The 23,129-nt window shown below is 65.9% G+C and carries 24 protein-coding genes; 9 read left to right on the forward strand and 15 right to left on the reverse strand.

Annotated features, from left to right (window positions below; genetic code table 11):
* Window positions 1-13: 13 nt before the first annotated feature.
* The 9 genes from scpA to QW861_RS29555 form a co-directional block, all read right to left on the reverse strand.
* Window positions 14-2,170 carry a methylmalonyl-CoA mutase gene (gene scpA / locus QW861_RS29515; RefSeq protein WP_315753089.1) on the reverse strand — a complete coding sequence of 719 codons (2,157 nt, stop codon included), beginning with the start codon at window positions 2,168-2,170 and terminating at the stop codon, window positions 14-16.
* Complete coding sequence (locus QW861_RS29520) at window positions 2,167-2,319, reverse strand: hypothetical protein (RefSeq protein WP_315753088.1); 153 nt, start codon at window positions 2,317-2,319, stop codon at window positions 2,167-2,169. Before QW861_RS29520 ends, scpA begins: the two co-directional genes overlap by 4 nt.
* 33 nt (window positions 2,320-2,352) lie before the next feature.
* The gene (locus tag QW861_RS29525; protein WP_315753087.1) at window positions 2,353-2,817 is read right to left on the reverse strand and encodes a GFA family protein; all 465 of its coding nucleotides are present in this window, start codon (window positions 2,815-2,817) and stop codon (window positions 2,353-2,355) included.
* 2 nt (window positions 2,818-2,819) lie between these two features.
* Window positions 2,820-4,682 carry a methylmalonyl-CoA mutase subunit beta gene (locus QW861_RS29530; protein ID WP_316193834.1) on the reverse strand — a complete coding sequence of 621 codons (1,863 nt, stop codon included), beginning with the start codon at window positions 4,680-4,682 and terminating at the stop codon, window positions 2,820-2,822.
* A 100-nt stretch (window positions 4,683-4,782) separates the two neighbouring features.
* The gene (folK, locus tag QW861_RS29535; RefSeq protein WP_315716198.1) at window positions 4,783-5,274 is read right to left on the reverse strand and encodes a 2-amino-4-hydroxy-6-hydroxymethyldihydropteridine diphosphokinase; all 492 of its coding nucleotides are present in this window, start codon (window positions 5,272-5,274) and stop codon (window positions 4,783-4,785) included.
* A 5-nt stretch (window positions 5,275-5,279) separates the two neighbouring features.
* Window positions 5,280-5,648 (reverse strand): dihydroneopterin aldolase, encoded by a 369-nt coding sequence (gene folB / locus QW861_RS29540; protein ID WP_315828249.1) that lies wholly within the window; start codon window positions 5,646-5,648, stop codon window positions 5,280-5,282.
* Window positions 5,645-6,502 carry a dihydropteroate synthase gene (gene folP / locus QW861_RS29545; RefSeq protein WP_316167045.1) on the reverse strand — a complete coding sequence of 286 codons (858 nt, stop codon included), beginning with the start codon at window positions 6,500-6,502 and terminating at the stop codon, window positions 5,645-5,647. Before folP ends, folB begins: the two co-directional genes overlap by 4 nt.
* A gap of 75 nt (window positions 6,503-6,577) precedes the next feature.
* A complete protein-coding gene (locus QW861_RS29550) occupies window positions 6,578-6,985 on the reverse strand; it encodes a DUF4332 domain-containing protein (protein WP_315716100.1) in 408 nt (135 codons plus the stop codon).
* A 68-nt stretch (window positions 6,986-7,053) separates the two neighbouring features.
* Window positions 7,054-7,260 (reverse strand): hypothetical protein, encoded by a 207-nt coding sequence (locus tag QW861_RS29555; protein WP_316167043.1) that lies wholly within the window; start codon window positions 7,258-7,260, stop codon window positions 7,054-7,056.
* Window positions 7,261-7,595: 335 nt separating this feature from the next.
* Here QW861_RS29555 and QW861_RS29560 point away from each other — a divergent pair, with 335 nt between their 5' ends.
* Together QW861_RS29560 and QW861_RS29565 are read left to right on the forward strand one after the other, a co-directional pair.
* The gene (locus QW861_RS29560; protein WP_315716102.1) at window positions 7,596-9,206 is read left to right on the forward strand and encodes a helicase HerA-like domain-containing protein; all 1,611 of its coding nucleotides are present in this window, start codon (window positions 7,596-7,598) and stop codon (window positions 9,204-9,206) included.
* A gap of 158 nt (window positions 9,207-9,364) precedes the next feature.
* A complete protein-coding gene (locus tag QW861_RS29565) occupies window positions 9,365-10,768 on the forward strand; it encodes a M20/M25/M40 family metallo-hydrolase (protein ID WP_315753081.1) in 1,404 nt (467 codons plus the stop codon).
* Between the two features lie 59 nt (window positions 10,769-10,827).
* Here the strand turns inward: QW861_RS29565 and QW861_RS29570 are convergent, their stop codons facing one another.
* Both QW861_RS29570 and QW861_RS29575 read right to left on the reverse strand, forming a co-directional pair.
* A complete protein-coding gene (locus QW861_RS29570; protein WP_315753080.1) occupies window positions 10,828-12,039 on the reverse strand; it encodes a GGDEF domain-containing protein in 1,212 nt (403 codons plus the stop codon).
* Window positions 12,040-12,184: 145 nt separating this feature from the next.
* A complete protein-coding gene (locus QW861_RS29575; RefSeq protein ID WP_315753079.1) occupies window positions 12,185-13,279 on the reverse strand; it encodes a trypsin-like peptidase domain-containing protein in 1,095 nt (364 codons plus the stop codon).
* A gap of 222 nt (window positions 13,280-13,501) precedes the next feature.
* On the opposite strand from QW861_RS29575, the gene groES reads away from it, so the two are divergent.
* From groES to QW861_RS29600, 5 genes are all read left to right on the forward strand, one after another.
* Window positions 13,502-13,816, forward strand: a complete 315-nt coding sequence (groES, locus tag QW861_RS29580) for a co-chaperone GroES (RefSeq protein ID WP_315753078.1) — start codon at window positions 13,502-13,504, stop codon at window positions 13,814-13,816.
* Window positions 13,817-13,858: 42 nt separating this feature from the next.
* Window positions 13,859-15,481: a chaperonin GroEL gene (groL, locus tag QW861_RS29585; protein ID WP_315716107.1), complete on the forward strand. Its 1,623-nt coding sequence runs from the start codon at window positions 13,859-13,861 to the stop codon at window positions 15,479-15,481.
* Between the two features lie 261 nt (window positions 15,482-15,742).
* Window positions 15,743-15,973: a hypothetical protein gene (locus QW861_RS29590; RefSeq protein ID WP_315716108.1), complete on the forward strand. Its 231-nt coding sequence runs from the start codon at window positions 15,743-15,745 to the stop codon at window positions 15,971-15,973.
* 254 nt (window positions 15,974-16,227) lie between these two features.
* Complete coding sequence (locus QW861_RS29595; RefSeq protein ID WP_315716109.1) at window positions 16,228-16,677, forward strand: Hsp20 family protein; 450 nt, start codon at window positions 16,228-16,230, stop codon at window positions 16,675-16,677.
* Between the two features lie 90 nt (window positions 16,678-16,767).
* Window positions 16,768-17,301, forward strand: a complete 534-nt coding sequence (locus QW861_RS29600; RefSeq protein ID WP_315716110.1) for a hypothetical protein — start codon at window positions 16,768-16,770, stop codon at window positions 17,299-17,301.
* Between the two features lie 108 nt (window positions 17,302-17,409).
* On the opposite strand, the gene QW861_RS29605 is transcribed toward QW861_RS29600, so the two are convergent.
* Window positions 17,410-18,189: a class II aldolase/adducin family protein gene (locus QW861_RS29605; RefSeq protein WP_315716111.1), complete on the reverse strand. Its 780-nt coding sequence runs from the start codon at window positions 18,187-18,189 to the stop codon at window positions 17,410-17,412.
* A 105-nt stretch (window positions 18,190-18,294) separates the two neighbouring features.
* Complete coding sequence (locus QW861_RS29610) at window positions 18,295-19,947, reverse strand: glycosyltransferase family 39 protein (RefSeq protein ID WP_315753077.1); 1,653 nt, start codon at window positions 19,945-19,947, stop codon at window positions 18,295-18,297.
* 441 nt (window positions 19,948-20,388) lie between these two features.
* On the opposite strand from QW861_RS29610, the gene QW861_RS29615 reads away from it, so the two are divergent.
* Window positions 20,389-21,309, forward strand: coding sequence for a hypothetical protein (locus QW861_RS29615; protein ID WP_315753076.1), 921 nt, complete (start codon window positions 20,389-20,391; stop codon window positions 21,307-21,309).
* A gap of 230 nt (window positions 21,310-21,539) precedes the next feature.
* Window positions 21,540-21,956 (forward strand): MucR family transcriptional regulator, encoded by a 417-nt coding sequence (locus QW861_RS29620; RefSeq protein WP_315716114.1) that lies wholly within the window; start codon window positions 21,540-21,542, stop codon window positions 21,954-21,956.
* A gap of 9 nt (window positions 21,957-21,965) precedes the next feature.
* Here the strand turns inward: QW861_RS29620 and QW861_RS29625 are convergent, their stop codons facing one another.
* Both QW861_RS29625 and QW861_RS29630 read right to left on the reverse strand, forming a co-directional pair.
* Window positions 21,966-22,391 (reverse strand): SufE family protein, encoded by a 426-nt coding sequence (locus QW861_RS29625; protein WP_315753075.1) that lies wholly within the window; start codon window positions 22,389-22,391, stop codon window positions 21,966-21,968.
* A 74-nt stretch (window positions 22,392-22,465) separates the two neighbouring features.
* A complete protein-coding gene (locus QW861_RS29630; protein ID WP_315753074.1) occupies window positions 22,466-22,927 on the reverse strand; it encodes a DUF5330 domain-containing protein in 462 nt (153 codons plus the stop codon).
* Between the last annotated feature and the right edge of the window lie 202 nt (window positions 22,928-23,129).

Raw genomic sequence — 23,129 nt, forward strand, 5'->3', positions numbered from 1 at the left:
TGACGCAGTCGGACTACTCCGCCGCCTCGCTGTGCCCCAGCCGCGCATTGAGCTTTTGGATCAGCTCCTCGGCGGCGTCGGCGATGACGGTGCCCGGCGGGAAGATCGCCTCGGCGCCGGCCTTGTACAGCGCATCATAATCCTGCGGCGGCACGACGCCGCCGACGATGATCATGATGTCCTCGCGGCCCTGCTTCTTGAGCGCGGCCTTCAGCTCCGGCACCGCGGTGAGATGCGCGGCCGCCAGCGATGAGACGCCGAGAATGTGCACGTCGTTCTCCACCGCCTGCCGCGCCGCCTCGTCGGCGGTGGCGAACAAAGGTCCGATGTCGACGTCGAAACCGATGTCGGCGAAGGCCGACGCGATCACCTTCTGGCCGCGGTCGTGGCCGTCCTGGCCGATCTTGGCGACCAGGATGCGTGGCCGGCGGCCCTCAGCCTCCTCGAACGCCTCGATCAGCGCCTGCAGCTTCTCGGCTTTGCCGGACATGGCGGCGATCTCCCGCTTGTAGACGCCGGTGATGGACTTGATCTCGGCGCGATGGCGGCCGAACACCTTCTCCAGCGCGTCGGAAATCTCGCCGACGGTGGCCTTGGCGCGCGCCGCGTCGATCGCGAGCGCCAGCAGGTTGCCGTTGCCGTCGCCGGCCGAGCGCGTGAGCGCCGCCAGCGCCGCATCGACCTCGGCCTGCCTTCGCTCGGATTTGAGCCGCGACAGCTTGTCGATCTGCAGCCGGCGCACGGTGGAATTGTCGACCTTGAGCACGTCGAGCGGCGGCTCGTCGGTCGGCTTGTACTTGTTGACGCCGATCACCGACTGCCGGCCGGTGTCGATGCGGGCCTGGGTCTTGGCCGAGGCCTCCTCGATGCGCAGCTTCGGCACGCCGGCCTCGATCGCCTTGGCCATGCCGCCGAGCTCCTCGATCTCCTGGATGTGGCCCCAGGCCTTGGCGGCGAGGTCACGGGTGAGGCGCTCGACATAATACGAGCCGCCCCAGGGATCGATGATCCGGGTGGTGCCGCTCTCCTGCTGCAGGAACAGTTGGGTGTTGCGGGCAATGCGGGCGGAGAAGTCGGTCGGCAGCGCCAGCGCCTCGTCGAGCGCGTTGGTGTGCAGCGACTGCGTATGGCCTTGCGTCGCCGCCATCGCCTCGACCGCGGTGCGCACGACGTTGTTGTAGACGTCCTGCGCGGTCAGCGACCAGCCCGAGGTCTGGCTGTGTGTGCGCAAGGACAGCGAGCGCGGGTCTTTCGGATTGAAGGGCTTCAAGAGCTTCGCCCACAGCAGGCGCGCCGCGCGGAGCTTGGCGACCTCCATGAAGAAGTTCATGCCGATCGCCCAGAAGAACGACAGCCGCGGCGCGAAGCGGTCGACGTCGAGTCCGGCGGCGATGCCGGCGCGCAGATATTCGACGCCGTCGGCGAGCGTATAGGCGAGCTCGAGATCCTGCGTCGCGCCGGCTTCCTGCATGTGATAGCCGGAGATGGAAATGGAATTGAACTTCGGCATCTTCTGCGAGGTGAAGGCGAAAATGTCGGAGATGATCCGCATCGAGGGCGAGGGCGGATAGATGTAGGTGTTGCGCACCATGAACTCTTTCAGAATGTCGTTCTGAATGGTGCCCGACAGCTTCTCCGGCGGCACGCCCTGCTCTTCGGCGGCGACGACGAACAGCGCCAGGATCGGCAGCACGGCGCCGTTCATGGTCATCGACACGCTCATCTGGTCGAGCGGAATGCCGGCGAACAGGGTGCGCATGTCGTAGATCGAGTCGATTGCGACGCCGGCCATGCCGACGTCGCCGCCGACGCGCGGATGATCGGAATCATAGCCGCGATGGGTGGCGAGATCGAAGGCGACCGAGAGGCCCTTCTGGCCGGCGGCGAGGTTGCGCCGGTAGAAGGCGTTGGAATCCTCGGCCGTGGAGAAGCCGGCATATTGCCGGACGGTCCATGGCTGGTTGACATACATGGTCGGGTAGGGGCCGCGCAGATAGGGCGCGATGCCGGGCCAGGTGTCGAGGAAGTCGATGCCGGCGAGATCGGCCTCGCCGTAGGCTGATTTCACCGGGATGCCTTCCGGCGTCAGCCACGGCTCGGCAGCGCCTGCGGGCGCGGGGGCTGCGATCGGCGCGAACGCGATGTCGGCGAAATTCGGAATCCGGGTCATTCCCTGGCGTCCTCAAACCTGCGGTTTCTCTCGATCAGCTCTTGGATGTTCTTCTTGTAGACCGGATCATTGCGTGGATCCGTTGTCATGCTGCGCGTCCAGAGGCCGTGGACCGCAGTTTCGATGAGCGCGGCCAGCCAGTTGATCATGAGGTGGTCCTCGGACGCTCGCATGTCGCGCGCTCAGTCATGATCCGGATGCTGATGACTGACGATGGACGCCATCTTCTCCGGTCCATAGTTCTGTTGTGTCGTCTGGCTCGGCAGATTGGCGATCGCGACCACCCAGCCAAGTCGCGACTCCGAGCCATATTGTCGCGTCGGCACCACCCGGTCCGGCCGGTCGAAGCTGCCGGTCATGATCTCGATCCGCGGCCCATCAATACGCCCGAAGCCGAGCGGCGTGCCGCAGGCGGGACAGAAGAAGCGCTCGGCGATCGTGGATGAACGGAACGCGGCGGGCTGACCGCGCGTCCAGGCGAAGTGCTCGCGGTCGATCTCAGCGAACGAGGCGAACGGCGCGCCGGAGGCTTTCTGGCACATCCGGCAATGACAGATGCTGACCTTGTTCGGCGTGGTCTTGAACGCGAAGCGGACGGCACCGCATTGGCAGCCGCCGGTCAGGAGAGGCTTGGTGTCGTCGGTCATGCTCACTCCAGATGCGTATAGGCGTCCTCGAGCGTCTTCAGCGCGTCGCCGCCGGCGAACACGAAGCTGCCGATGCCTGCTTCACGCAACGCAGCTTCCCGCTCGCCGCCCCGGCCTGCCAGATAGATATGTCGTGCGCCCGCGGCCTGAAGGGCCTTGGCCGCCGGAACCGCGGCCTCGGCATAGACCTTGTCCGACGAGCAGAGGCAGGCGATCGCGGCGCCGGAGGCGCGGTATGCATCTGCGAGCGCGGCCGGATCCGCGCCGCCCTGGCCGTCGATCGCGGCGATGCCGCCGGCCTCGAAGAAGCTGCGGACGAAGGTCGCGCGGGCGGTGAAGTCGGCGGCGGTGCCGAGATTGGCGAGGAAGACCGAGGGGCGCTGTCCCTGGCTCTTCAGCAGGCTGTCGGAGCGGTCACGCAGCCGCTCAAATCCTTCAGCGAGGCGGATCGGCGTGAGCGGTGCGAAGCTGAGCGCAGCCTTGGCCGCCAGCGGCGCGGCCAGAGGGGCGACCGCTTCCACGGCGACTTCGGCCTCGTTGAGATTCGGAAACTCACTGGCGCCGGTCAGCACGTCGCGCCGCTTGGCGATGTTGGCATCGCGCGCCTGCTTCACCGCGGCGACCTTGGTCTGGATGAGGCCCGCCTGCAACGCCGCAACGACGCCGCCGGCCTTCTCGATCTCCTGGAACAGTGCCCAGGCGGCGCTGCACAACTCGCTGGTCAGCGCCTCGATGCCGCCGGCACCGGCGGCGGGATCGGCGACGCGGGCGAGATTGCTTTCCTCCAGCAGCACCAATTGCGTGTTGCGGGCGACACGGCGCGCGAACGCGTCGGGCAGGCCGAGTGCGGCCGTGTGCGGCAGCACCGTCACGGCATTGGCGCCGCCCAATCCGGCCGCGAACGTCGCGATGGTGGCGCGCAGCATGTTCACGTAAGGATCGCGCCGGGTGAGCATGCGCCACGCCGTCTCGCCCGAGATGAAGAGCGGCTTTGGCGCCAGGCCGCAGGCCTCCTCGATGCGCGCCCACAGCCGCCGCAGGCTGCGGAATTTCGCCAGCGTGAGAAACTGATCGGTGTCGGCGGCGAGCCGGCCATAGATCATGCCGCGCGCGGTCTCGAGCGCGATGCCTTCGGCTTCGAGCGCCCGCAGATAGGCGACGGCGGAGGCGAGCACGAAAGCGAGCTCCTGCGCCTCCGATCCGCCGGCGTCGTGCACGACCCGGCCGTCCGCGGCGAAGAACGGGCCCTTGAAGCCGGCCGCGTGCAGTTGCTTGACCAGCGCGCCCGAGTTGCCGCCGAGCGTCGATGCCTCATGCGAGCTTGCGCCGCGAGCGGCCGCATGCCCGATCGGATCGAGGCCGAACCGGATGTCGCAGACCACGGCCTTGATGCCGCGCTGCTTGACGGTGTCGGCGAGAAGCGAGGCGGGCGAGAGCGAGTCGCCGAGGTGCAATTCGATTGCAATCGCAGCATCGAGATGCACGCCATCGAGCGCGCGCGCCACTGCGTCGGGGCTGGCGGCGAGGCCGAAGCCGTGCGCGGCATTCGACCCGGCAAACACCAGCGACAAGCCGGTCGCGCCATTCTCGAGGTCGATCAGCGCCTGCGCATTGGCCTTGGTCGGATCGGGATGATCGACGCGCTGCATGATCTGCCAAGGCGCCGATGGCGCGCGGCCGGCGACCGGCGCGGCATGCTTGGCGCGCGGATAGATCGGCTGGATCTCGAGCCCGTCATAGGTCTTGCCGACCAGCTTCTCGAAGGCCGCGCCCTTCAGCACGCCATCGACCAGCTTGCGCCAGTCCGCCTCGCCGGCCGGCGCAAAATCGGCGGCCAGTCGCAGATTGTCGGTCTCGGTCGTCATGCGGATCGCGTCTCCCGGGCGTCTGTTATCGCGATTGTTGTGGCGCAAAATGCCACGTCAGGACGGCCAAGCCAAACGGTTGTTTGGCCGGAGATGTCAGCTATTCGGCTGACGGCAACGGCCGGATTCCGTCGCGCGAAACGGCGAGCACGGCCTCATCGACGCGGCGGCCGGCAATCTGTCGCGCCGGCACGATCTCGGCCAGCGGTACCAGCACGAAGCCGCGTTCGAACAGCCGAGGGTGCGGCAGCGTGAGATCGGGGGTGTCGATCGCGAAATCGTCATAGGCGATCAGATCGAGGTCGAGCGTCCGCGGACCCCACCGCGTCTCCTGCGCGCGATTGCGGCCGAACATGCGCTCGACCGCGTGCAGAACGCCGAGCAGCGGCCGTGGAGGCATCGCGGTCGCGATCTCGATGCAGGCATTGATGAAGGGCGGCTGCTGCTCCTCGCCCCATGGCGGCGTGATGTAGTCGGACGAGCGCGCGATAAGCGCCGCCGACGCGCGCGCACAGATCTCCGGAATGGCGCGCCGGAACGTCGCCCTGACGTCGCCGACATTGCCGCCGAGAGCAACCAGCGCGCTCGCCATCGCCGTCATGGATGCCGCGAGCGCATCAGCACCACGCCGACATCCTCGAAGATGGCGGCGATCGGCGCATGCGGCTTGTGCACCGTGACCTTGACGGCGCGAATGCGGGCGAAGGTCGACAGGATCGCATCGGCCACCGCGCCGGCCGCGCGTTCGAGCAGGCGGTAGTTGGAGTCCTTGAACGCCGCCGTCGCCGTCTCCACCACGTCGGAATAGGACACGGTGTCGGCGAGGCGGTCGCTGCGCGAGGAGTCCGAAAGGTCGGTGTAGAGCTCGAGGTCGATCACGAAGCGCTGGCCGACCTCGCTCTCATGCTCCATCACGCCATGACGCGCGTGGATGAGAACGCCCTTGATGAAGATCGTATCGGTCATCGCAGTGCCTCGATTGCCGCGGCCACGCGTACGGCCTGAACCGTTTCGGCGACGTCATGCGCCCGGATGATTGCAGCACCGCGCCGAGCCGCAATCAGATGCGCCGCGATCGAGCCGCCGAGCCGCTCCTGCGGCTCCGACGCCACCACGGTGCTGATGAAACGTTTTCGCGACGCGCCGACCAGCAGCGGCAGCCCGAAGCATGCGAATGCATCGAGCCGGGCCAGCGCAATCATGCTCTGCTCCGCCGTCTTGCCGAAGCCGATGCCTGGATCGAGCACGATGTTCCCACGGGGAATGCCGGCCTTGGCCGCGATGTCGAGCGAGCGCGTGAAGAAGCCGATCATGTCGGCGACGATGTCGATCTCCGGATCGACGGCAGCACGGTTGTGCATCACCACGATCGGCGCGCCATGCGCGGCGACGACATCGGCCATCGCGGGATCGCGCTGCAGACCCCACACATCATTGGCGATCGCAGCACCATGGTCCAGCGCGTAGCCTGCAACTTGAGATTTCATGCTGTCGATCGACACGGGCACGCCGAGTGCGACGACCGCGGGCAGGATCGGCTGCAGGCGCGCCAGTTCCTCCTCGGCCGTGACCGGCACCGCGCCCTTGTAGGGCCGGGTGGACTCGGCACCGATGTCGATGATGTCGGCGCCGGCCGCGATCAAGCGCTCGGCCTGCGCAATGGCGCGTTCCGGTGCATCGAAACGGCCGCCGTCCGAGAACGAATCCGGTGTGACGTTGAGAATGCCCATCACCGCCGGGAATGGACGCGAAAGCCAGCTCCGCAGCAGCGGGTGGCTCGACGCGAGGTCCGGGGCGGAGTGCGGCGAAATGGCGCTCATAGGCGCCGCTTTGCGCGGTTGCCACCCTCAAGTCAAGGTGTCGCACCGCACAAGCACGGTCAATCTAGAGGCTGGTCAATAGCTGATCTTCGGCTCCAGCCGGCGCGCCCTTTCGATGAGCTGGCCGACCGACTTCTCCGACGGCAGGATCCGAACCAGTTTTCGCCGGGTGTTCACTTCCTTGATGTTCTGCGCCAGCCGGGCGGGATTGCGGTGCGCCAGCTCGCGCACGGTGGTCACCCCGGCTGCGCGGACGAGGCAGACCTTGGCCTTGCCCATGCCGGGAATGCGCATGTAATCGGCGGCGTTTGCCCAATCGAGCAGTTGCTGCTCGCTGATGCCGGTCTTGGCGGCCAGCGCCTTACGCCCTTTCACGGTCCGGGCGGCTTCGAGAAATGTGTCGGTGGTCCGGATGCCCAAAGCTTTCAGCTTGGCGGCATAGAAGGTCGTCATGCCTTCGAGTTCGGTGATCGGATATGTCATGATACTCGGCGCGCGCGAAGGTGCTTCAGGTGATATGGCCCGGGCGGTCGGGCTTGGGGCAACCGGGCTCAGGCCGGGTGTGCCTGTCGCGATCGTGCCAACTGATCGGCTTCGATTTGGTCGCGGCCGAACGCAAAAAGTTCACCGGCTGACGGCTGCGGCGCCTGCCATTGCCGTCCATTGCCGCTAAGGAAGTCAGGCCCGATGCCGATGATTTCAGCCACGACTTTACTGATGCCGGCCGTTCTGGCCAGCGGCTCAATCAACTCGTTCATGTGAACCCCGTCTCATCCGGTCCCCCACGACCGGATGTCCTCTCGCTGAATTCATCTTGATCGGACGATCCGTGAATTACAAGCGAGGAGCCGGCTCGGTGCGCGAATCGATTCGCGATCGACGATGAACTGTTGCAGCGATGCAAGACCGGATGTTGAATCCACGGATCAAACGTGCGCATCGCGCAGCACCAATGCTAAGAAGAGTGCGTGCCGTGCGAAGAGGTGAGGCACCCTTACGCTGGTTCCAACTCGCGAAACTCAACTATGTTATCGCGCGCGATGCTCCGCACCACGTGTGATGCGAAACATTCTCTCTCGAAAGATGGATCATCATGGCACCATCCGGAAAACCCGTGGCTGATACCGACGACAAGATCTTCGTGGGTGCCGGAGAGCAGCCGGCCTGGTTGACGCTTGCGCTTGCCAATCGCCATGGACTGGTCACCGGCGCGACCGGCACCGGCAAGACAGTCTCGCTACAGGTGATGGCCGAGGGTTTTGCCCGTGCCGGTGTTCCGGTCTTCGCCTCCGACATCAAGGGTGATCTCTCGGGCATCTCGCAGACCGGCGAAGCGAAGGACTTCATCCTCAAGCGCGCCACCGAGCTCGGCCTCACCTATCAGCCCGATCAGTTCTCGACGGTATTTTGGGATGTGTTCGGGGAGCAGGGCCATCCGGTGCGCGCCACCGTTACCGAGATGGGACCGCTGCTGCTGGCGCGGATGCTCGATCTCAATGATGTTCAGGAAGGCGTGCTCAACGTCGCGTTCCGCGTGGCCGACGAGAACGGCCTCGCCCTGATCGACATGAAGGATCTGCGCGCGCTGCTCGACGCGATCATTCCGGAGGCCGGCAAGAAGGGGGCGGATGCGGAGGCCGATCCGCTGGCGCCGATCCGGAAGGCGGCGCAGTCGTTCGGCAATGTCACGCGCGCGACCGTTGGCACGATCCAGCGGCAGTTGCTCGTGCTCGAGAACCAGGGCGGCACGAAGTTCTTCGGCGAGCCGGCGCTGGCGCTCACCGACTTCATGAAGACCGACCGCGACGGCCGCGGCATGATCAACATCCTCGTTGCCGACAGGTTGCTGGAGAGCCCGCGACTCTACGCGACGTTCCTGCTGTGGATGCTGTCCGAGCTGTTCGAGGAGCTGCCGGAGGTCGGCGATCTCGCCAAACCCAAGCTGGTGTTCTTCTTCGACGAGGCGCATCTGTTGTTCAACGATGCGCCGAAGGCGCTGATGGACAAGATCGAGCAGGTGGTGCGGCTGATCCGGTCGAAGGGTGTCGGCGTCTATTTCGTCACGCAGAATCCGCTCGATGTTCCGGACCGGGTGCTCGGGCAATTGGGCAATCGCGTGCAGCACGCGCTGCGCGCCTTCACGCCGCGCGATCAGAAGGCGGTGGCCGCGGCCGCCGACACCTTCCGCCCCAATCCCAAGCTGGACACCGCCAAGGTGATCACCGAACTCGGCAAGGGCGAGGCGCTGGTGTCGTTCCTGGAGGGCAACGGCACGCCGGCGATGGTGGAGCGCGTCCTGATCCGGCCGCCGTCGGCGCGCATCGGACCCGTCACGCCGGAGGAGCGCAAGGCGATCATCGCCGCGAGCCCGGTCAAGGGCAAATACGACACCGCGATCGACGCCGAGTCCGCCTACGAGCTGCTGCAGAAGCGGATCAGCGGAACCGCCGCGACGACGGAAGCCTCCTCCGGCAGCGTGCTCGGCAAGATCGGCGACATCGCCGCGACGATCTTCGGCACCAACGTCAAGCGCGGCCAGCTCTCGACCACGCAGGTGATCGCGCGCAACGTCGCCCGCTCGGTCTCCGACAAGGTGGTGGGCGGGATCGCGGCCGATCTCGGCAAGCAGGTCGGCGGCTCCTTGGGCAGTTCGATCGGCCGCTCCCTCGTGCGTGGCGCGCTAGGTGGACTGCTGCGGCGTTGATATGGTGTCGTGTTCCCGGTCGGCGTGATGGCCTTGTCACGTCATTTGCGCCGACTGGGGGCAGGCGGCATTTGCTGCCTTTGCATGAGGCTGGCCCGGACCGCGCAACGGAGCTACAAGCGGGCCGATAGCCGTTACATGCGAAGGATCCGGTGGCCATGGCCAATGCGCAGCTTCAATCCGTTCTCGACCACATCGACGCCGACTTCGACAACAGCCTGGAGCGGCTGTTTGCGCTGATCCGGATCAAGTCGATCTCGGCCGATCCGGCCTTCGCTGGGGATTGCAAGGCAGCAGCCGACCATCTTGCCAAGGATCTTGCGACGCTCGGTTTCGCCGCCGAAGTGCGGCCGACCGCCGGCCATCCGGCCGTGGTCGGCAAGAGCAACGGCCATGGCGCGGCCAAGCCACATGTCCTGTTCTACGGCCATTACGACGTGCAGCCGGTCGATCCGCTCGAGCTGTGGCATCGGCCGCCGTTCGAGCCCGTGGTCGCCGACCATGCCGACGGCCGCAAGATCATCGTCGCGCGCGGCGCCGAGGACGACAAGGGCCAGCTGATGACCTTCGTCGAGGCCTGCCGCGCCTGGAAGAAGGTGACGGGATCGCTGCCGCTCGACATCACCATGCTGATCGAGGGCGAGGAGGAGGTCGGCTCGAAGAACTTCGTGCCATTCCTCGAAGCGAACAAGGACGAGTTCAAGGCCGACTTCGCGCTGGTCTGCGACACCGGCATGTGGGATCCGAACACGCCGGCGATCACGACCTCGCTGCGCGGTCTCCTCTATGAAGAGGTGAAGATCAAGGCCGCCAATCGCGATCTGCATTCCGGCGTGTTCGGCGGCGGCGCGCGCAATCCGATCCGCGTGCTGACCGAGATCCTCGGCGGCCTGTTCGACGCCGACGGGCGCATCACCATCCCCGGCTTCTATGACGGCGTGAAGGATGTGCCGCCGGAGGTCCTGGAGCAGTGGAAGAAGCTCAACCTGACGCCCGAGAGCTTCCTCAAGCCGATCGGGCTGTCGATCCCCGCCGGCGAGAAGGATCGTCTGCTGATCGAGCAAATCTCGTCGCGGCCGACCTGCGACATCAACGGCATCTGGGGCGGCTATATCGGCGAGGGTTCAAAGACGGTGATTCCGTCGCTGGCGCATGCGAAGGTCTCGTTCCGTCTCGTCGAGGGCCAGGACCCGCTGAAGATCCGCAAGGCCTTCCGCGACTACGTGTCGGCGCGCATCCCCGGCGACTGCTCGGTCGAGTTCGGCGATCATTCGGCGGGCGCTGCGATCGCGCTCGACTGGACCATGAAGCCGTTGGCGGCTGCCAGGCAGGCGTTGACCGAGGAGTGGGGCAAGGAGACCGTCCTGATGGGCTCGGGCGCCTCGATCCCGATCGTCACGGACTTCAAGAAGACGCTCGGTCTCGATTCACTGCTGGTCGGCTTCGGTCTCGACGACGACAACATCCATTCGCCGAATGAGAAATACGACCTCAAGAGCTATCACAAGGGCATCCGCTCCTGGGCCCGCATCCTCGCCGCGCTCGCGGAGATGCCACGGTAGTGCAGGCGCTCGTCCGGGCTACGACCGCGACGGCGCTGATTGTTTGCACGAGGCTGAACTCACGCCGCGCTGGCGACCGACTTCGCCGCAAGATCGCCGCCGGCGATCTTGCGCAGCGCTGCGAGATTGGCTTCGGCCGAAGCCAATCGCCAGCAGGATTTCCCGCTCGACTTGGCTTCATACAATGCGGCGTCCGCCGCGAACAGCAGGGCTTCCGGATCGGTGCCGTGCTCGGGCGCGACGGCGATGCCGATGCTGATGCCGATCTGGACATGCGCGCCGCCCGGCAGGGCCATCGGCGAGGTCATCACCTCGATGATGCGCTCGCCGAGCGCCAGCGCGTGGTCGAGCGCATCATCGCCGGCGAGCACCACGAACTCGTCGCCGCCGATCCGGGCGATGACGTCGCCGCGAGAGGCGGTCTGCCGCAGCGTCCGGCCGACGATCTTCAGCAGCTCGTCGCCTGCGGCGTGACCGAAGGTGTCGTTGACCGGCTTGAAGCCATCGAGATCGAGATACAGGACGGCGAAGCTCCGATCGCCGCCGGCGTCGAGCCTGCTCTGCAGCGCATCGACCAGGCCGGCGCGGTTGGACAGGCCCGTGAGTGGATCGAGCCGCGCCCGCTCGTCGCTCTCGCGCTTGGCCTGCATGACCGCCACCAGCATCTTGTTGAGCCGGAACGCCGCGCCGGTCATGGCGAGGAAGTAGACCGGCATCTGCAGATACATCGCGAACAACAACGGCTCATGCGACGTCGCGACGCCGGGGATGACGGGGCCGATGCTGAACAGGATCATCGTGCCGACCAGGCGCGGCGCGCTGAAATTGCGAAAGCAGATGCCGCCCACCATGGCGGCCGAGGAGATGCAGGTCAGTGACGCGGCCACCCAGTCGCCGGACGCGAGGCTGATGCCGACGCCGAAACCGACGCTGGCGCTCCAGGTCACCGACAGCAGGATGTGGATGTCGGTCGGCGTCGCCAGCCGCTCGCGGGCGCGGCGGTAGGCAATGATCATCACGATCAGCCGCGACAGGCAGATCGCGACTTCGAGCACGAACCAGGTGATGAAGAGCGGGCTCGGCGTACGCAGTGCGAGCGCTGCGGCGACAGCAACGGTGTTGATGGCGCCGCCGGCGAACACCGACCAGCAGCCGTAGAGCTCACGCGTCAATGCACGGCGGATATCTGATGACACCGGATATCCCGGGTCGGCCAGCCAGCGCGTCACGCGCCAGCGTGGCAAACTGAACGCCAAACCATCACCCCGCATTTCAATACCTCCGCGGGGTTGCAATAAGCGCGATAGCACTTAACAGGCGTTTAGAGAGGTATCGGCGTCTCGCTGCATGCTTGATGCACGGTAAAAATTTACTCCACGTGGTATGCGCAGCTAACAGCGAACAGAAGTTGAATTCTCAGCCCGAGGTTCTCGCGCGCGCACGTTCTTCGGTGACTGGCGCGACCTCCACCGTCGCGTTGCCGAGCGCGCGGTCGCGCTCGAACACGAGACGGACGCGCTGCCCGACCGGTGTGAGGCCGATCAGGTTACGCACCTGCGTGGCGCTGCGCACCGGCATGTCGTTCGCCTTCACGATGATGTCGCCCTTGCGCAGTCCCGCGCGTTCGGCCGGCGAGCCCACGGTGACGTCGGCGACGCGCGCGCCCTGAATCCGGCCATCGGCCGGCGCATCCAGGTCGAGCAGGGTCACGCCGATGCGGCCGCGATCGACGCGGCCGTTGGCGACGAGCTGCTCCATCACCCGCCGCGCCATGTTGATCGGGACGGCGAAGCCGATGCCGACATTGCCGCCGCCGGGCGAGATGATCGCGGTGTTGATGCCGACCAGCTCGCCGCGCAGATTGATCAGCGCGCCGCCGGAATTTCCGGGATTGATCGCCGCGTCGGTCTGGATGAAATCCTCGTAGCCCTGCTTGCCGAGGCCGGTTCGCCCGAGCGCGCTCACGAGACCCGAGGTGACGGTCTGGCCAAGACCGAACGGGTTGCCGACGGCGATCACGAAGTCGCCGACCTCAAGCGCATCACTGTCGCCAAGCGCGATGGCCTTGAGGTCGATGGGGTCCCTGATCTGCAGCAGCGCGATATCAGTGGCGGGATCGCGCCCGACCAGGCGGGCGGCGAATTTGCGGCCATCCTTGGTGCGGATCTGCGCTGTCGTGACGTGCTCGACGACGTGATTGGCGGTCATGACGTAGCCGCGCTGCGCATCGACGATGACGCCCGAGCCGGTGGCGCTGATCTGCTTCTCGACCTGCTTGGGGACGTCGAAAAACTCGCGAAACAGCGGGTCCTGGTAGAGCGGATTGTCCTGGCGGACCTTGCCTTCGACCGAGATGTTGACGACGGCGGGCGTCACTTCCTTGACCAGCGGGGCCAGCGTCGGCACCCGGCCTAGCTTGAGATCGGGAATTTGGGCCAAGGCAGGCCCGGTCATCAGGCAAAGCAGAATGGCAGGCGCCAGGACGGCCCGGAGAAAAGGCGGAAGCTGCATCGTGATCCCCAACAAGCGCGATCAGGATTTTTTGGCGACGACAGAACTGGGAAAGCGGCCGGCCCGGTTCAAGAGCCGCACTGGCAATCGTTCCCCGAGAGTGCCAAAAAATTTACGTGACCCTCTTGAACGAAAAGTTCGGCTTTCCTAGGTCGTTGCTCGCTCGGGGGCCTGATGGGACCCGAGGCTTATGACATCGCTGATCTGTAAAGGAGGATGTGCATGCATTTCCGTCCATTGCACGACCGCGTGCTCGTGCGCCGTATCGATGCCGAGGAGAAGACCAAGGGCGGCATCATCATTCCCGACACCGCCAAGGAGAAGCCGCAGGAGGGCGAGATCGTTGCCGCGGGTCCTGGCGCGCGGAATGAGCAGGGGCAATTGGTGCCGCTCGAGGTCAAGCCCGGCGACCGCGTGCTGTTCGGGAAATGGTCGGGCACCGAGGTCAAGATCGACGGCAAGGATCTCCTGATCGTGAAGGAGAGCGATCTGCTCGGCATCATCGACACGCCCGTCGCGGCCAAGAAGGCTGCGTGATTCCCTCAACTGACAGTCATCGAGAGAAAGGAGACGACGAACATGGCTGCCAAGGACGTGAAGTTTTCGACCGACGCGCGCGATCGCATGCTGCGCGGCGTCGACATCCTCGCCAATGCCGTGAAGGTCACGCTCGGTCCCAAGGGCCGCAACGTCGTGATCGAGAAATCGTTCGGCGCGCCGCGCATCACCAAGGACGGCGTGACGGTCGCCAAGGAGATCGAGCTGGAGGACAAGTTCGAGAACATGGGCGCGCAGATGGTGCGCGAGGTGGCCTCGAAGACCGCCGATCTCGCCGGCGACGGCACCACCACCGCCACCGTGCTCGCCCAGGCCATCGTCAAGGAAGGCGCGAAGTCGGTCGCCGCCGGCATGAACCCGATGGATCTGAAGCGCGGCATTGATCTCGCCGTCGACGCGATCGTCAAGGATCTCAAGTCGCACGCCAAGAAGATCACCAGCAATGACGAGATCGCGCAGGTCGGCACCATCTCGGCCAATGGCGACAACGAGATCGGCCGCTTCCTCGCCGAGGCCATGCAGAAGGTCGGCAATGAGGGCGTGATCACGGTCGAGGAGGCCAAGAGCCTCGACACCGAGCTCGAGGTGGTCGAAGGCATGCAGTTCGACCGCGGCTACGTCTCGCCGTACTTCGTCACCAATTCCGAGAAGATGCGGGTCGAGCTCGAGGATCCCTACATCCTGATCCACGAGAAGAAACTGTCGGGTCTGCAGACCATGCTGCCGCTGCTCGAAGCCGTGGTGCAGTCCGGCAAGCCGCTGCTGATCGTCGCCGAGGATGTCGAAGGCGAGGCGCTGGCCACCCTGGTCGTCAACAAGCTGCGCGGCGGCCTGAAGATCGCCGCCGTCAAGGCGCCGGGCTTCGGCGATCGCCGCAAGGCCATGCTGGAGGACATCGCGATCCTCACCGGCGGCACGACCATCTCCGAGGATCTCGGCATCAAGCTGGAGAACGTCACCTTGTCGATGCTCGGCCGCGCCAAGAAGGTCGTGGTCGACAAGGAGAACACCACGATCGTCGACGGCGCCGGCGCCAGGAAGGACATCGAGGCGCGCACCCAGCAGATCAGGCTGCAGATCGAGGAGACCACCTCCGACTACGACCGCGAGAAGCTGCAGGAGCGGCTCGCCAAGCTCGCCGGCGGCGTCGCGGTGATCCGGGTCGGCGGCGCCACCGAGGTCGAGGTCAAGGAGCGCAAGGACCGCGTCGACGATGCGCTGCACGCCACCCGCGCCGCGGTGGAGGAGGGCATCCTGCCCGGCGGCGGCGTCGCGCTGCTGCGCGCCACCAAGGTGCTCGACGGCGTCAAGACTGTTAACGCCGACCAGAAGGCCGGCGTCGACATCGTCCGGCGCGCCATCCAGGTGCCGGTGCGGCAGATCGTGCAGAACGCCGGCGAGGACGGCTCGCTGGTGGTCGGCAAGCTCCTGGAAAAGGATGCCTATGGCTGGGGCTTCAACGCCGCGACCGGCGAGTACCAGGATCTGGTGCAGGCCGGCGTGATCGACCCCGCCAAGGTGGTCCGTACCGCGCTGCAGGATGCGGCCTCGGTCGCCTCGCTGCTGATCACCACCGAGGCGCTGGTGGCCGACAAGCCGAAGAAGGCGGACGCCGCCGCGGCCGCGCCGTCGATGGACTTCTGATCTGGTGAAGCCGGGGCTGGCCGCAGCCAGCCCCGGCTGCCTGAAGGAAATATCTACAAACAACTGATCGCTGCCCTGTGCGGTCGTGGATCGGCCACAACGGGCAGCTATCAATCAGGTTGACGATCGCAGTTCGTCCAGAACCGGCCACAATTGCGTTCAGTGAGCCGGCTGTGATCGGGCCGACGGTCGACGGGAGGTGTGGTTGAGCGCTGTCGCGCCGCCCGGTCTCATCAGCAGCGCGAGCTCGCAGGCCCGATCATGCCAGCCTGGCAATACGATCATCCGCCGCCCAACCCGACCTCCGTCATGAGCATGGGCGATCCCCGTCGCTTGACGCGGTTTTTGATCGAGAGCGAGCAACGCGTGGTGGCGCACTGCCAGGCCGTGTTGTCGCGTGGCGACATCGATCAGCGCGAGCGCGACCGGCTGGTCAGCGTGCTCCGGGAGGCGACGATGCGGCTGCAGCGGCTGTCCGCCGTGGCCGCCTGACGGGTGTTGCGCTGCGAAAAAAAGGCTGCGACAAAAAAATCGATCCGTTCCTCTTGAAATGGATGCCGGCTTTTCTAATTCGTCTGCTGCCGCTTCGGCGGCGCCGGGTGCCATCAGGGCCCGGTCGAAATCTGGGCGCTGACCGGTTGTCTGGTACTCAGAAGTCTCTTGGTACTCGGACATCTCCGGGACTTTGAAGTCCGCATCGGCTCGGCGCTCCTTCGTATCCATCTTGCTCCTAGGAGGACTTGGCTATGAGGACCTACGACTTCTCTCCGCTGTGGCGTTCGACCATCGGCTTCGACCGTCTGTTCGACCTGCTCGACGAGACCCAGCGCGCGGTCGAGGACCACTATCCCCCGTACAACATCGAGCGGATCGGCGACGACCGCTACCAGATTTCGCTGGCGCTGGCGGGCTTCGCTCCGGACGAACTGTCCATCACCGCCGAGCACAACGTGCTCACGGTGGAAGGACGCAAGGGCGACAAGGAGACCCGCGAATACCTCTATCAGGGCATCTCGTCGCGGCCGTTCAAGCGGCAGTTCAATCTCGCCGACTATGTGCAGGTGACCAACGCGGCGTTCGACAACGGCCTGCTGCGGATCGAGCTCGTGCGCGAGATTCCCGAGGCGATGAAGCCGCGCCGCATCGCCATCGGCACGGCGCCGGTCGAGAAGATCGCGCAGCAGAAGGCGGCCTGACGCCTTGTTCGAGCTACGGCGCGGGCGGCGTGTCGCCCGCGCCGTTGCAGCATCTGTCTCTGGTGAAAGGAGTGGAAGAGGAGAGACGCCATGAGCGAGCACCGTTTTTCGATCACCGCGGGCAGTGCCGGATTCCATTCGGTCTCGCACTACGAGTCGCCGGCGGACCTGCTGAATGACCGCAAGCTGTCACTGGCCGAGAAGCGGCTGATCCTGTCGTCCTGGGCGTCGGACATGTATGCCGTCGAGTCGCAGCCGGGCCTGCGCAAGATCCCGGGCATCGCCAGGCCGCTTTATCTGGCCGACGTGCTCGGCGCGCTGCGTCAGCTCGACCGCGAGGATCAGCCGCCGCGCCCACGCGGCGGGGCGGCCATGCGCATCGTTCCGCGCGTCGATGTCGAAGCCGATGGCGCCGCGATGGACAGCGCCGCGAGCGGCAGGATGCGGCCCGCCGCCCGCCTGCGGTTCTCGCGCGAGGCCAATGTGCGGCGCTATCGCAAGCTGCTCGCCACCCGCCTTGCCGAGCACGAGCGGCGCTTCGTCGAGCGGCGGCTGGCCGAGGAATTGCAGCAACTGCACGGCCCGTCCGAGCGGCAGGGCATGGCTCGGGCAGGATGCTGCTGACGGGGCACGTCATCGCACGAATAAAAACGCCGCCCGGAATTGGGCGGCGTTTCATTCCGAAAAGCGTAGAGGGTGATGGGTTCAGACTAGCCGATCAGCGGGCGACAATCAATTGCGGTAGCCCGGATTGAGGCGATCGAGCCGGCGCAGCAGCGGCGGCCAGACCAGCTGGGTGGAGCGCAGCTCGACGCGATCCTCGTTGTCGAACAGCTTCGCATTCCTGTCGATGACCTCGTCGCGCACGGGATAGGCCGAGGGACCGAGCGTGCGCGTGCGGACCTGGATCGAGCAGGCACGCTCCAAGTGATACATGCGCTCGAAGGCGGAGGCGACCGAGCGGCCGACCGTCAGGGTGCCGTGATTGCGCAAAAGCATGTGGTTCTTGCTGCCGAGGTCGCGCTGCAGCCGCGGCCGCTCGTCATGGTCCAGCGCCACGCCCTCGTAGTCGTGATAGGCGAGGTCGTGGGTCACGTATTGCGCGATCTGGTTGAGCGGCAGCAGGCCGTCGGCGCAGCTCGACACCGCGACGCCGTCGAGCGTGTGCAGATGGATCACGCAGCCGGCATCCTCGCGGACCTCATGGATCGCGGAATGGATGGTGAAGCCGGCGGGATTGATGCTGTACTCGCTCTCGGACAACTGATTGCCGTAGAGGTCGACCTTGATCAGGCTGGAGGCGGTGATCTCCTCGAACAGCAGGCCGTAGGGGTTGATCAGGAAGTGATGCTCGGGGCCGGGCACGCGGGCCGAGATGTGAGTGTCCACCAGGTCGTCCCAGCCGAACAGCGCCACCAGGCGGTAGGCGGCGGCGAGATTGACCCGCTGCGACCATTCGGCCTCGGTCATGTTCGACGGCACTTCCTTGAGGCGCGCTTCGGCTGGCGACATGGCATTCTCCGATTTCCAAGAGTTCATCGGAGCCTAAGCGGCACGCCGCCGCGCGGCAAGGCGCGGGGCAGGGCAGCAGTCATGTCGTTTGGCTGAGCAGGCCGCTCACGGCGCCGGGATCGACAGCAGGCTGGAGATGCTGCGGCCGCGGATGTCGTAGACCCGGGCGAACACGACGTCGTCGCGCTTGATCTCGACCATGACAGGGGCAGTCAGTCCCTTGCAGTAGAACTCGCCGAGGGTCATGGCGAAGTCGGCCGCGTGGCTGTCCCAGCCGATGGTGAAATCGGGGCCGAGCGCGACCTGGGCCGGCCGCTGCGGGCCGCAGACCGCGACCTTCCATTTGTGCCCGATCGGCGGCACCTCCTGGCGCTCGTCGAGCTGCTCCTTCAGCCCGTCGGAGGCCTGCTTCAGCGCCAGCCCCCAATAGTCGAGCATGAATCGGGTGTCGGCCTCGCGCACCGTGCCGGCGATGAAGTTGAAGTGGGTGTACTGATAGGGATGCAGCCGGATCATCTCGGCCAGCGGCAGCAGCAGGCCGAAGCAGAACGCGGCGATCGCCACCGGCTGCCAGCTGCGGCGCTCGTCGGCGTTGAGCCACGACAGCAGCCAGGAGAAGGCGATGCCGCCGAGCAGCGCCATCGGCGGGATCACGAACACGAAGTGGCGGATGCCGTTGTAGAGCGCCGGGCGTTTGACGATCGCGATCAGGATCGGCAGCGTCGCCGCCAGCGTCAGCATCAGCAGGATGCTCTTCCGGCGCGCCGGCACGTCGGGCCGCGACAGCGACATGATCGAGGCCACGACGCCGGCGACGAACAGCGCGATCATCAGTTCGGGCAGTTGCAGCGCGAACAGCGTCGGCAAATACGACCAGGGCATGTCCGGCACCGAGACCAGCGCCCCGTCGAACATCTCCTTCCACGGCTTCTCGAAGAAGTGCGAGAAATAGGTCAGGGCCCGGAACGGGTTGGCCGGTTCGATGATCGACCAGGGCCAGATCAGCCCCATGATCAGGTAGCCCAGGATCAGGCCGGGGATCAGCACATAGAGCACGTGGGCGAAGCGGCGGATCGTCTCGCGCGGCCCTTGCGTGCGGTACTCCTCCAAGAACAGCGGCATGAAGCCGACCATCGCATAGACGACAGCCATGCCGCCCAGGATGCGGGAGCCGATCGAAAAGCCGGCGCCGAGGCCGAGGATCAGGATGGTGCGCGGCGAGGGGTAGGGGTACTCCTCGGCAAGGCGCACGAGACCCATCAGCAGCACCACCATGGCGACCGCGAAGGGGGCGTCCTTCGGGTTCATGAACATGTGGCCGTAGAAGATCGGGCACAGCGCCAGCAGCAGCAGCGCGGCGAGGCCGGCCACCGGACCGCCGATGCGACGCGCCAGGCGCCAGGTCACGCCAAGGCCGATCAGCCCGACGACGGCCCCGACCAGCCGGCGCGTCTCGAACAATTCCAGCGGCAGGATCTTGTGCAGCAGGGCTGCAACCATGTCGAAGCCGCCACCGTACATATACAGGTTGGCGAACGACAGCGCCGCCTGGTCCCTGAAACCGGAGCCGTACATGCGCAGCAACAGATCGGCATATTCGGCATGGGTGTAATCGTCCCAGCCGAGGCCGTAATCCCGGAAGGTCAGTCCGGCCACCACCGCGACCGCGGCAAGCACGAACAGTGCAAGATCGTCATACGTCCGCTCGAGGGACCGCCGCGTCGGGGTCTCAAGAACCGAAGTGGTTATCGTTGTCATGGCTGAGTGTGACCCGGCGTCCCCTGGCGACCCCGCTTCCGCGTTTCAGGCCTGTGTTCCCCGCCACCGTATAGCGCGTCCCGGCTTCCGAGGTGTCGGAATTATGGGAAGGTATGCTTCTCGCAGCGCAGCGGGGACCCGAATTTCGGCTGCTGAGCGCCATATTGGCACAGTCAAATGAACGCCCGCTGAACCACAGGAGCCGGAAGAGCCCGGGAGGAACCTCAATGAATGCCGAGGGTTGGCCGATGTATATTGTGGCGGCATCATGACGATGGCTGCACGGCGGACGAGAACTTCAGCAGGATTGGCCGAACTTCCGCTGCAAATTGTCGCGGATTTGGACTAGAAACCGGATTCAAGGACGCGCGCAACCGCAGCTATCTAATGTGATTTCGGTCGGGACACCGTCCGGAACCGGCGCATTAGGGGATGAGTTCGATGATGAGTGCAATGTTGGCCGCCGGAGCCCTCGCCGTGTTGGCCGGGCTCGGGGCGATCGCCTGGGGAATTCCGGTCAAGGAGTTCAGCGTCGGCAATACGCTGATCCTGTCGGGGACCCTTGGCGTCTGCAGCGGGCTGATCCTGTTCGGACTGGCGGCCGTCCTCAGCGAGCTGAAGGTGATTTCGAGCCGGCTGAGGTCGCGTCCGGACGCCGAGTCCGAGGCCAAGCCTCTGCAGCTCCCGCTCGGCGCCAGCAAGACCGACTTCGAGACCGCCCCGGTGCCGCCGACGGAGGACGTCTGGCGCGAGGGAGGCTCGCCACGTCCGCGTCCCCGCATGCCGGACCTGTCGTCTCCTCTGTCCTCGGGGTTGTCGTCGTCGCCTCTGTCCTCGTCTCCTTTGTCAGGCTCGCTGCGCGCCTCCGAGCCCTTGCCGGCGCCGGACGAGCCGCCAGCCGAACCCGCCGAGCGGCCCAAGCGCAACCTGCTGTTTGCGTCGTCGTCGCGGCGGGAACGGGAGCGCGCGGAGAAGCGCGGCGCCGAGCCGTTGCCGACGGATTTCCGGTCACCGCCCCTCAGCGCACCGCCGCCCGTGCCGCTGGACGAGCCTGCCGTGACCGAGTCGGGCCCGTCGGACGGCTGGTCTCGACCGGAGCGGACGCCGGAGCCTCTGCGCCCGCCGTTCCCGCGGCGCTTGGCGCGGGCCGCCCCGGCCTTCGTCGAACCCGAGCCAACCCCGCCGCCGCCTGAGCCGAAGGACCTGGACGCGCCGGCCGTCAGCATCGTCAAGTCGGGCGTGGTGGATGGGATGGCCTATTCGCTCTATTCCGACGGCTCGATCGAGGCGCAGATGCCCGAAGGGATGATGCGCTTTGCGTCGATCGACGAGCTGCGCACCCATCTCGAAGGCCGGACCTGACGCGGCCGGATCACACGGTCAGGTTGAATTCGGCGGGCGTACTGTACACAGTACTTGGCGGGTGACAGACTTCTCAAGAAGAAGTCCTCACTATCTTGTTATTTTGCCAGTCATTTGCCCATATTGCTTGCAGAATCGCGAGACAACGCTGCCACTCGGCGCGAGTGATACTTGCGATCGAGGGATACTTTGCGATCGACGGTCGCAGGGCGGAGCGGGATGAGGGTTCGATGACCGAAGCGGTCGGCAAGAGCTTTATCGATCTGACGGCCGACATCGTGTCGGCCTATCTCAGCAACAACCCGACACCGGCGGCGGAGATTCCCTCTCTGATCAGCCAGGTGCATGCGGCGCTGACGCGGGTCGCAGCGGGACGAAGCGAGCCCGCGCCGGAGCCGGCGCGGCCAGCGGTCCCGGTGAAGAAATCGATTCACCCGGACTATCTGGTCTGTCTCGAGGACGGCAAGCGCTTCAAGTCGCTGCGGCGACATCTGCGCACGCAGTACAACATGACGCCGGAACAATACCGCGACAAATGGAACCTGCCGCCGGACTATCCGATGGTGGCACCGAACTACGCGGTCACCCGCTCGCAGCTCGCCAAGAAGATGGGCCTGGGCCAGCAGCGGCCCGAGCGGGAGAAGTAGCCGAACCGATCAGGACGCCGTGGCGAGCGCCTCGCGGGCGTCGGCGCGGATGCGCTCGACCATCGAGCGCAGGCCGTTGGAGCGCTGCGGCGTCAGGTGCTCGCGGAACCCGAGTTCGTCGAACACCGCGGGCGCATCGATGGTCATGATCTCCTGCGGTGTCCGCCCGGAATACAGCGTCAGCAGAATTGCGATCAGACCACGAACGATATGGGCGTCGCTGTCGCCGAGATAGTTCAGCACGGGCACGGCGCCGCTGTGATCGACGTGCTTCGACAGCCAGACCTGGCTGGCGCAGCCCTGCACCTTGTTCGCGGCGGAGTGCTCGTCCTCGGGCATCGGCGCCAGGGTGCGGCCGAGCTCGATCACGTAGCGGTAGCGGTCGTCCCAGTCGTCGAGCAGGGCGAAATTGTCGCGGATGTCGTCGATCGTCATGATGCTCTTCGGTCCCGATGTCGGCCTTCATATAGGCGTTCGGGAGGACGAAAGCGACAGTCGGTTCCGCCGCTTCAGGGCGTCGGCGGCAGATGCCATTCGGCGGCGAGATCGTCGGCCGAGAGCGTATCGGCCGGCGCGTCACCCGGCGGAATCTCCTCGAGCACGGGGGCGTCGATCGAGCCGGTGTGATCGTTGCCGCGCTTGTCGAGACTGGCCGGCTTCACCGGGCCGATGAACTTGTCGGCGCCGGCCGGCTTCTCCGCGGCGTCGGACTTGTCGGTGATGATCTGGTAGATCTTGCGCGCGCCTTCCTGGGCGCGGTGGCCGATTACGGTCGCGGCCTGGCCGCCGACCTCGCAGGCCTGCGGCTGGCGCTTGCAGAACTGGCTCATGTCGGAGACGGCCGCGGTCGCGGCCTGCACCGCTTCGTGCGCATTGATCTGCGGCAGCTTGTCGGCATCCGGGCTCTTCTCGCGCGGCAGCAGCACCAGCACGAGTCCGAGCCAGAATGCCATCCGAAGCAGAAAGAACATCACGCAACCCCGACCGTGCTGCTGATCTCGCGTGCTCAAGTCGCGCAACGGGATCGCAGCTGATTGTTCTATGTCGCGACTGCTTGCATTGGGCTTAATTGGTTGAGATTTCGCGAAGTCGGGCGCTGGATTTTTTTCGGAGTAAATTTTTCATTGGCGCCGGGCGCACGCGCCGTGCAACCGGCTGTAGATCGCGCCGCTT

It is taken from the genome of Bradyrhizobium sp. SZCCHNRI1029 (assembly GCF_032487555.1).
Lineage (GTDB): Bacteria > Pseudomonadota > Alphaproteobacteria > Rhizobiales > Xanthobacteraceae > Bradyrhizobium.

What these genes read in the sequence shown, in the direction of transcription:
- QW861_RS29610 (WP_315753077.1), bottom strand. Translation starts at nt 19,947, where the DNA reads ATGACAACGATAACCACTTCGGTTCTTGAGACCCCGACGCGGCGGTCC.
- folB (WP_315828249.1), bottom strand. Translation starts at nt 5,648, where the DNA reads ATGACCGATACGATCTTCATCAAGGGCGTTCTCATCCACGCGCGTCAT.
- groL (WP_315716107.1), top strand. Translation starts at nt 13,859, where the DNA reads ATGGCTGCCAAGGACGTGAAGTTTTCGACCGACGCGCGCGATCGCATG.
- QW861_RS29575 (WP_315753079.1), bottom strand. Translation starts at nt 13,279, where the DNA reads ATGCAGCTTCCGCCTTTTCTCCGGGCCGTCCTGGCGCCTGCCATTCTG.
- QW861_RS29565 (WP_315753081.1), top strand. Translation starts at nt 9,365, where the DNA reads ATGGCCAATGCGCAGCTTCAATCCGTTCTCGACCACATCGACGCCGAC.
- QW861_RS29605 (WP_315716111.1), bottom strand. Translation starts at nt 18,189, where the DNA reads ATGTCGCCAGCCGAAGCGCGCCTCAAGGAAGTGCCGTCGAACATGACC.
- QW861_RS29555 (WP_316167043.1), bottom strand. Translation starts at nt 7,260, where the DNA reads ATGAACGAGTTGATTGAGCCGCTGGCCAGAACGGCCGGCATCAGTAAA.
- folP (WP_316167045.1), bottom strand. Translation starts at nt 6,502, where the DNA reads ATGAGCGCCATTTCGCCGCACTCCGCCCCGGACCTCGCGTCGAGCCAC.
- QW861_RS29595 (WP_315716109.1), top strand. Translation starts at nt 16,228, where the DNA reads ATGAGGACCTACGACTTCTCTCCGCTGTGGCGTTCGACCATCGGCTTC.
- folK (WP_315716198.1), bottom strand. Translation starts at nt 5,274, where the DNA reads ATGGCGAGCGCGCTGGTTGCTCTCGGCGGCAATGTCGGCGACGTCAGG.
- QW861_RS29625 (WP_315753075.1), bottom strand. Translation starts at nt 22,391, where the DNA reads ATGACGATCGACGACATCCGCGACAATTTCGCCCTGCTCGACGACTGG.
- QW861_RS29550 (WP_315716100.1), bottom strand. Translation starts at nt 6,985, where the DNA reads ATGACATATCCGATCACCGAACTCGAAGGCATGACGACCTTCTATGCC.
- QW861_RS29600 (WP_315716110.1), top strand. Translation starts at nt 16,768, where the DNA reads ATGAGCGAGCACCGTTTTTCGATCACCGCGGGCAGTGCCGGATTCCAT.
- QW861_RS29620 (WP_315716114.1), top strand. Translation starts at nt 21,540, where the DNA reads ATGACCGAAGCGGTCGGCAAGAGCTTTATCGATCTGACGGCCGACATC.
- QW861_RS29570 (WP_315753080.1), bottom strand. Translation starts at nt 12,039, where the DNA reads ATGCGGGGTGATGGTTTGGCGTTCAGTTTGCCACGCTGGCGCGTGACG.
- QW861_RS29530 (WP_316193834.1), bottom strand. Translation starts at nt 4,682, where the DNA reads ATGACGACCGAGACCGACAATCTGCGACTGGCCGCCGATTTTGCGCCG.
- QW861_RS29630 (WP_315753074.1), bottom strand. Translation starts at nt 22,927, where the DNA reads ATGTTCTTTCTGCTTCGGATGGCATTCTGGCTCGGACTCGTGCTGGTG.
- groES (WP_315753078.1), top strand. Translation starts at nt 13,502, where the DNA reads ATGCATTTCCGTCCATTGCACGACCGCGTGCTCGTGCGCCGTATCGAT.
- scpA (WP_315753089.1), bottom strand. Translation starts at nt 2,170, where the DNA reads ATGACCCGGATTCCGAATTTCGCCGACATCGCGTTCGCGCCGATCGCA.
- QW861_RS29520 (WP_315753088.1), bottom strand. Translation starts at nt 2,319, where the DNA reads ATGATCAACTGGCTGGCCGCGCTCATCGAAACTGCGGTCCACGGCCTC.
- QW861_RS29590 (WP_315716108.1), top strand. Translation starts at nt 15,743, where the DNA reads ATGCCAGCCTGGCAATACGATCATCCGCCGCCCAACCCGACCTCCGTC.
- QW861_RS29560 (WP_315716102.1), top strand. Translation starts at nt 7,596, where the DNA reads ATGGCACCATCCGGAAAACCCGTGGCTGATACCGACGACAAGATCTTC.
- QW861_RS29525 (WP_315753087.1), bottom strand. Translation starts at nt 2,817, where the DNA reads ATGACCGACGACACCAAGCCTCTCCTGACCGGCGGCTGCCAATGCGGT.
- QW861_RS29615 (WP_315753076.1), top strand. Translation starts at nt 20,389, where the DNA reads ATGATGAGTGCAATGTTGGCCGCCGGAGCCCTCGCCGTGTTGGCCGGG.